Origin of the sequence: Paenibacillus sp. MMS18-CY102 (assembly GCF_009789195.1) — a bacterium.
In the GTDB taxonomy this organism is placed as follows: Bacteria; Bacillota; Bacilli; order Paenibacillales; family Paenibacillaceae; genus Paenibacillus_T.
Genome location: NZ_WSTC01000041.1, coordinates 39,939 through 46,989 on the forward strand (window position 1 = coordinate 39,939; position 7,051 = coordinate 46,989).

The window sequence follows — 7,051 nt, forward strand, 5'->3', positions numbered from 1 at the left end:
CCTCCGATTCTGTAGATTTGCACGAACTTTTTTAAAAAAACGATGCTATAGCATTCGCTATAGCATCATTATTTATACAGATCATATTGTGTTACCTCTATTTGAATCGAATTTTTCTGACGCAAATAAATCTCAAACTTCCCACGCTGTGCTTCAATCTCTGCTGGTTGTGGCGTGTATTCAATTGATACGGGAGAAGGCGTAATTCTCGTCTCCACCTCCCCTGGCATGAACTGAACTTTCACATTATTATACCCGGGCGAAGCAATCTGATAACTTACAGGATTCGGAGCGAATAGTGCATTTTGCGCTAGATCAGCAAACGCGCTTCTTGATGTCGTTATATTGGCCATTCGTTTTCCCTCTTCAACTTGTTGTGCTAGTTGCTGAAGAAATACTGACTTCATTTGACTATAGATTCCGCTACTCCACTCTAAATTCGGACCTTTGCCTAATGCATGCAAAGCTTCTGTAGAATCAACTGACAGCTGAGGTCTTGTTGATTCAAAATCTAGAGTTGCTGCATTTTGTTGAATACGTTGTTCCCCACGCGGCATATGCATTTGTTGTTGGGTTGGGTCCGCATCTATGCCAATTGCTGCAAAGGTCTGTCGAATAGATAATCGTAGGTCATTCACCAACGAACGCCTCCTTTCTTACCGCAAGTAGTCGATAAGAGTAGGACTAATAATTTTGGCACCTGTTGATAACGAAGCTTGATAAACTGCTTCTTCTTGGTTATATTTCATAATTGTCTCTGCCATATCCGTATCTTCCGTCTTACTTTGAAGCCCTGTTAAATTATAATTTAAATCTTGGAGGCGCGTATCGATTAAATCGATTCTGTTCGTACGAGCGCCCACCTCAGATCGAATATTAATAATTTTATCATAACGCGTGTTTAAGCGGGCATACGCATCTGCCAAGGCAGCTCTATCCGCTGTAGGAGAAAGTGCATTCTGTATATCTTTCAATGCTTTGAACAAATTGTCCGTGTCAGTTGTTTTACCGAAAACCTCACCACCGGTCACATTAGTCGCAACTGTTACTCCAGCAGCAAAGCGAACCTTGAAAAGTTGATCGTCTGTTTCCGGTGCTGTAGTCGTCGAAGCGGTAGCAGGGTTATATGGGGTCTTATCTGTCATCTGACCGTTAAAAATGTACTTTCCATTCAGCTGGTCATTACCGAAAATAACAGCTTGTTCATAGATCTGTCCGACTTCAATCGAAATTGCATCCAAAGCAGATTGTGGATTCGTTCCGTTTAGCGCTTGAACGCTTAATTCTTGAACGCGCTGGACAACATCATTCAATTGACCAAGTACCGTATCGGCGTGATCCAGTTGTGATTTTGCTTGTGCAATGTTCTTATCATATTGTTCATTCATTGCGAGCTCGCTGCGATAGCGAAGTGAGTAGGTAATGCCTACTGGATCATCGGATGGCTTGTTAAGTTTACGTCCAGTTGAGAGTTCATTTTGTTGGCCTTGCATACGAGTCAAGTTGTGGTTAATATTCCGCATCAACTGACCTTGCATCATTCCGGGAGTTACACGTAATGCCATATCATGAATCCTCCTCAAGGTTTCTTATAGTAGGAAGGCGGGCACTAGCCCGCCATTATCATATATTTTACTTATTCATTGCTTACGGACTATCGACCCACAATTCCCATCCCATTAATGACTTTGTCTAAAGTTTCGTCAATTGTAGTCATAAAGCGCGCCGCTGCCGAATATGCGTGCTGAAACTTTATTAATTCAGACATCTCTTCATCTAACGAGACACCACTAACGGATTGACGGCGAGAATCGACTTGTGTAACGATATCTTGTTGATTAGTCGCTTGGCGGTCTGCCTCTTGCGATTGCAGACCGAGCTGGCCAATCATAGAAGCATAGAATTCATCGATCGTTCCTGCTGTAATTCCATTCTGGCTTGCTATAGGAGAGAACTTGAATGGCGTTTCTTTCAAACCAGCCATCAAGTTAGCCAACGTATTGTTGCCTTTAACCGTTTCATTCACACCATTTGTAATCGCAGTACGTAACGACGTGGCAATATTCATTGGATCGTCAACGATATCTTGGCTCAGGCGAATGTTCGCGGCCGTAATCGTTGGAGTCCCATCACTGGTTACGAATATATCATCCGCTTGTCTAGGCGGATTCGTGAACAAGTAACCGAGGTTATGTAATCCGTTGATGCCTCTAACCGTTGTTGTAAGATCTGCCGCAAGTTGAGACCCATTAAAAGTTGAACCTGCAGGGATCGTGATCGTGATCTCACCGTTGACAAACGTATCCGCCATTGCATCGAGTTGGCTTTCATAATCTTTAAGAATTTGGTCACGTGATACGAGCAAGCCTTGAATCTCGCCGCCCACGACTCCGCCGCTGTTGAATTGCGTTTCTAGTGCTTGTACCGTCGTACCTGGCGCATTCAAACCATCCACTAGCATAATGCTGCCTACCGAAATATCATAACCATCTGCGGTGTTGACAACCGATACATTGACCATTTTGGAAAGTTGATCTACGAGGTAATCGCGTTCATCCATCAAGTCGTTCGGGTTATCGCCGTATGCTTCGAGTCGTTTGATTTCTAAGTTCAGATCCGCTACAGAGTTTGAGATCGAATTGATTTGTGCCGTCTTGGTAGCGATGTTAGTTGTAAGATCGTTATCGAGATCCGTTAAGTGCTTGCTCGTTTCATTAAATGCATCGACGAGTGCAAGCGCGTTTTCACGAACAATTTTGCGCCCAGTAATACTCTCTGGGTCCTTCCCGAGATCCGTCCATGACTTCCAGAAGTTATCCATGACTGTGCGAATGCCGGAGTCCGAAGGCTCGTTAAATACCGTCTCAAGCTTGCTCAGCGTGTCGGATTGGATCGACCATTCGCCGAGGCTGCGGTTCGCGTTGCGGAATTGGTCGTCGAGGAATTTCTCGCGCACGCGCGTGATCGACGTGAACTCGACGCCGGTACCGAGCTGGCCCGGGATGTTGCTGCGCATGTAGCCCGGCGCTTCAATTGGACGGGATGCGACAAGGTTAACGCGTTGGCGTGAGAACCCCGGCGTATTCGCATTGGCGATGTTGTGGCCCGTTGTGCTGATGTTGGCTTGTTCGGTGAACAGGCTTCGTTTGGCTGTTTCTATGCTATGGAATGTCGATCTCATCGATTACGCTCCTTAGACCTTCGAATTGTATCGTCCCGCATTGGACGAACCGTATTTTAACTCTGCCGGATTCGAGTAGGTATAGCTTTCATCCTCCGGGCTTACGATAATTTCTAATGAGAACTGGATAAAATCAAGCGACTGCTTAAGCAACTGCTGATTGTCCTCGTTTACTCTAACCAGTTCCTTCACCACTTTGCTAAGCTGCTCATGGAGCTGTTGGAGCTTTAAGCGCTCCTCTACCTCGAACACGACGCTCATCAGCTGCTTCTGCGTGACGGCAACGCGCGAGTATACGCCTTTGGCAGCCATTACTTTGGTTGATTCCAAGCCTCGCTCGGCCTCTAGCTGCCCGATCCGTTTATTGAGCCGGTTCTCCGTCATCATATACTTAGTCAGCTGTTCCAGATCGTTAGCAATAATCGCATGTTTCTTGACTCGTGCTGTCTCAAGCAGCTCCTCATGCGCTTCAACCATCTGTTCAAGCGTTCCGATTATTTCTGCCACTGCCATGCTGTTCACCCGCGCTTCCGCCGATTAGTTCCGATCCTGTTGCTTTAAATAAGGGAGCAGCTTCTCTGCAATCTTGCCCGACTCCACATGGTACGTGCCAGTCGACACTTGTTCTTTAAGGGCTTCAATCTGCTTCTGGCGCTCTGGCGATGTCACATTCTGCGACTGCAGCATTTCCATTGCTTCAGAAGAAATTTGTACATTGTCCGTCTTCTTCTTGCGGCTCGCTTCGGCTGCACGCTGCTCATTATGCTTCGCATATGGATTGACGGCGCCTAGCCGCTGAGGTTCGTTGATCTTCATCTTCATCCACTCCGTTCGTCGTTCCCAAAAATAAAAGGGCCGATAATCATCTATAATGTATTATCGGCCAGTGTATTGGATTTTTTTATAGGAAAGCTTGACATGCCAAAAATGTACCGAAAGTACTGAACGTTAATATTTATCCCGAGTGCGGTCAAGGGACTGATAGGCCCCATTGCCCTGCTTGGTGTTATATCCGTATTTGTCATTATTGAGGTTCAGCTTATTAATATCCTTGGTCAATCTCGTACGGCATGATTCACACAGGTTGCCCTCACGGATCGTGTTGCTGCACATTTCGCAAGGATACCCCATATTAGGCGCGTCCATAAGCGAAATCCGGCCTTCACGAATAAATCTTGTAATCTGTGCGATGCTGACTTCGGTCTGTTCGGATACTTCATAAATCGTAGCGCCGCGATTATCCCTTAAGTAGGTTGCGCAGAGCTCGTATAAGTGATCCAAATCCTTGATACAGGCTGGACATAAGTCACGTAAGTTCTTCGCATATAATTTGCCGCAGCGAGGACAATTATCCAAATTCATTTGGTGCAGCCCCCTTTGGCCACACTTGGCCAAGTTGTTTATTAGTGCTATTTTACCTCACCTGCACCGGTTTTTCATAGCATTTTCGATCAAAGCTGCAAATTATATGTCGATTTACCCCGAACGTGCAACCGTTATCGCATAAACATGTATTTGCACATGAGGCGCGTACTGCCTTAACGCTTCATGCAGCACTTGTGCACAAGCATTGACCGTACTTCCCGTCGTATAAATATCATCCACAATTAAAAGACGAAGCAAGCCCGTTGACGCATGATGGGGATAGGAATGGGATGATACAGGGCCCTCAGGTGCGGGGATAGCTGTAGCGCCATTTGAGGATATGGGGAAAAATCGTTCAAGCGCTGTTGGATCGATCGCAAACAGCCCTTCGACACTTTGGAGGCGAGCGAGGCGGGATTGCAGGCTCTTTTTCTCCGAATCGCGCGTCCGAATGAACAGCTCTGCGTATGGCAGCTTCATTTGGCCGCACAGCTCTCTTGCTAGCAGCTCAGCCTGATTAAAGCCTCGGTCCAGCAGCCTCTCCTCGCTGACGGGTACAGGGATGACGGCATCCCACTTTCTAGCGGATAGGGTGCGGCTGTTCAATTCCAGATCTAGCCGGCGAAAAGCGTACGTTAGCAGCGCGGCCAACGGGGTGGCCAGCCGTTCGTCCCCGCGATATTTGAAAAGGGCGAGCCATTCCCTAACTCGTTCATCGTAACGCACAGCACTCCGGTTGCTTATTACATATGCCGTTTCACGCCGCACACAATCTCCGCACGGGCCTGGCCGGCCACATACTGCGCACGCGATGGCGCTAATCCATGGCATCTGTTCTATGCATTGTTTGCATAATTGCCGCAGCGTAGAGCCCGCAGGCAAGATTGCACTCACGTGAATCGGAAGATGTGCGGATTTACGGGTTGATTGGCGGCACAGCGGGCAAGGCGGCGGCGAAGGGCTAAGCAGGTTGGCTAGTTGTCCCGTTGCAGATCGGCATTGGTTAGTTATGTACCAGATGAGGTTGCGAATCAGGAGTCACCTCGCTTTCGAGTGGTTGCGTGAGAATGCGGCTGGGGAGCGCTATAGGTTGCAAGGCGCGTTGTGCGTGGCAGCAGAAAACCGCGGGCGGCAGCTTCCCGGTTCATGCCCTTAATTTGCTGAACAGCTCGGCGTTGATGCTCACTGCGATGGGATGAACAAAAATAGACACGGCCTGCCGGGTCCTCCTTTGACCGTCCAGCCCGGCCTGCCATTTGGACAAGTGAAGCTTCATCAAACAGCTTGCCATCCGCATCGAGAATAAACACATCGCTGTGAGGCACAGTGACCCCTCTCTCCAAAATGGTCGTTGTCACGAGCATGCGAAACTCGCGTTCGCGGAACTTGGCGACATGCTGGGGGCGCTCGGCGTCTTGCGACGACGTCGCTCCAATTGGCAGGTTAGGCATGGCACGCCGCAATAAAGCAGCGAGCGGTTCAGCGTGGCGTATCTGTTGAACGAAGATGAAGCATTGCGCACCGCGGTTGATTGAAGCTTGCAGCTGGCGGAGCAACTGGTGTGGAATAGCTCGGCGGGATAAAATTTGTGCCACTCGCGGCATTCGAATATAGACAGGAACGGGCAGCGGATGCCGATGAAAACGGACGGGTACGCGGGCATGGTCGATTTGCCGTTTGCGTACAGCTTGTTGCAAGTGTGCCGGAGGCGTAGCGGATAACAAGACGACGGCTCCGCCCGGCTTCCCGGCTTTTGTTGCTGCATAGTGCAAAAGCGGATCCCCGTGAAAAGGATAGGCATCCAGTTCGTCGATTACAACGAGCTCGAATCGCTCATGAAACCTGAAAAGCTGATGGGTGGTTGCAAGCGTAATGTCGCCATCCTCCCATCGTTGTTCGCTGCCTCCGTAGAGCGTAACGGCTTTCGCTTCCGGAAAAGCCCTCCTGATTCGGGGATCCAGCTCCAGCACAACGTCCCGGCGAGGGGTGGCTATTAAGGCTTTGCCGCTGTAGGAAAGCGCCGCTTCGATGAGCGGGAAAATCATTTCTGTTTTGCCAGCGCCGGTTACGGCCCAGAGAAGGAATGGGACCGTAGTTCGGGGCGCTGAAGGCGCCGTGGAGGGCGCGAGCGATGCATGGCGCGCACCCGCTTCGCGGTGGTGCGCGATAGCCGCCAGCGCGGCCAGCCTCGGCCGCGCATAGCGCAACGCCGCCGAAGCGGCGGCGTGCTGCGCTGGGCTGAGCCCCCAGCGCGCGCTCGGCTCCGCCGAGAGCACGGGCGCGGCTATCGCACGCGCCACGGCCAAACCAGGCGCCGCCAGCCTGCTTGCGGCGGCGCCATGCGCGTCTGCGGGGCAGCCTTCGCCTCCACCAAGGATCAGCAGCCCGCATTCGCGGCTGCGCCCCATGGTGAGGCATGCCTCGCAGTACGCGCAAGCGGATGAACCGCACGCTGCGCATGCCGTGCGGTTCATCCGCGCTTCGCCGCTGCCGCATCGCAGGCAG

8 protein-coding genes are annotated in these 7,051 nt (G+C 50.2%); all 8 read right to left on the reverse strand.

Going from position 1 to position 7,051, the window contains the following annotated elements:
* Positions 1–68 precede the first annotated feature (68 nt).
* A complete protein-coding gene (locus GON22_RS22690; RefSeq protein ID WP_160398391.1) occupies positions 69–638 on the reverse strand; it encodes a DUF6470 family protein in 570 nt (189 codons plus the stop codon).
* Positions 639–656: 18 nt separating this feature from the next.
* Positions 657–1,565, reverse strand: coding sequence for a flagellar hook-associated protein FlgL (gene flgL, locus GON22_RS22695; RefSeq protein WP_160398392.1), 909 nt, complete (start codon positions 1,563–1,565; stop codon positions 657–659).
* Positions 1,566–1,654: 89 nt separating this feature from the next.
* Positions 1,655–3,181 carry a flagellar hook-associated protein FlgK gene (gene flgK, locus GON22_RS22700; protein WP_160398393.1) on the reverse strand — a complete coding sequence of 509 codons (1,527 nt, stop codon included), beginning with the start codon at positions 3,179–3,181 and terminating at the stop codon, positions 1,655–1,657.
* Between the two features lie 12 nt (positions 3,182–3,193).
* Positions 3,194–3,694 (reverse strand): flagellar protein FlgN, encoded by a 501-nt coding sequence (locus GON22_RS22705; RefSeq protein ID WP_237179311.1) that lies wholly within the window; start codon positions 3,692–3,694, stop codon positions 3,194–3,196.
* Positions 3,695–3,718: 24 nt separating this feature from the next.
* A complete protein-coding gene (gene flgM / locus GON22_RS22710; protein WP_160398395.1) occupies positions 3,719–3,997 on the reverse strand; it encodes a flagellar biosynthesis anti-sigma factor FlgM in 279 nt (92 codons plus the stop codon).
* 132 nt (positions 3,998–4,129) lie between these two features.
* Positions 4,130–4,543, reverse strand: a complete 414-nt coding sequence (locus GON22_RS22715; RefSeq protein ID WP_160398396.1) for a TIGR03826 family flagellar region protein — start codon at positions 4,541–4,543, stop codon at positions 4,130–4,132.
* A gap of 114 nt (positions 4,544–4,657) precedes the next feature.
* Positions 4,658–5,272, reverse strand: coding sequence for a ComF family protein (locus GON22_RS22720; protein WP_237179308.1), 615 nt, complete (start codon positions 5,270–5,272; stop codon positions 4,658–4,660).
* A gap of 305 nt (positions 5,273–5,577) precedes the next feature.
* Positions 5,578–7,051 (reverse strand): helicase-related protein (locus GON22_RS22725; RefSeq protein WP_160398398.1); only part of this gene is annotated, 1,474 nt, incomplete at its 5' end.

Bases quoted from the DNA above. Each gene is read 5' to 3' on its own strand.
- flgK (WP_160398393.1), bottom strand. From the start codon at position 3,181: ATGAGATCGACATTCCATAGCATAGAAACAGCCAAACGAAGCCTGTTC.
- flgL (WP_160398392.1), bottom strand. From the start codon at position 1,565: ATGGCATTACGTGTAACTCCCGGAATGATGCAAGGTCAGTTGATGCGG.
- GON22_RS22715 (WP_160398396.1), bottom strand. From the start codon at position 4,543: ATGAATTTGGATAATTGTCCTCGCTGCGGCAAATTATATGCGAAGAAC.
- GON22_RS22705 (WP_237179311.1), bottom strand. From the start codon at position 3,694: ATGGCAGTGGCAGAAATAATCGGAACGCTTGAACAGATGGTTGAAGCG.
- flgM (WP_160398395.1), bottom strand. From the start codon at position 3,997: ATGAAGATCAACGAACCTCAGCGGCTAGGCGCCGTCAATCCATATGCG.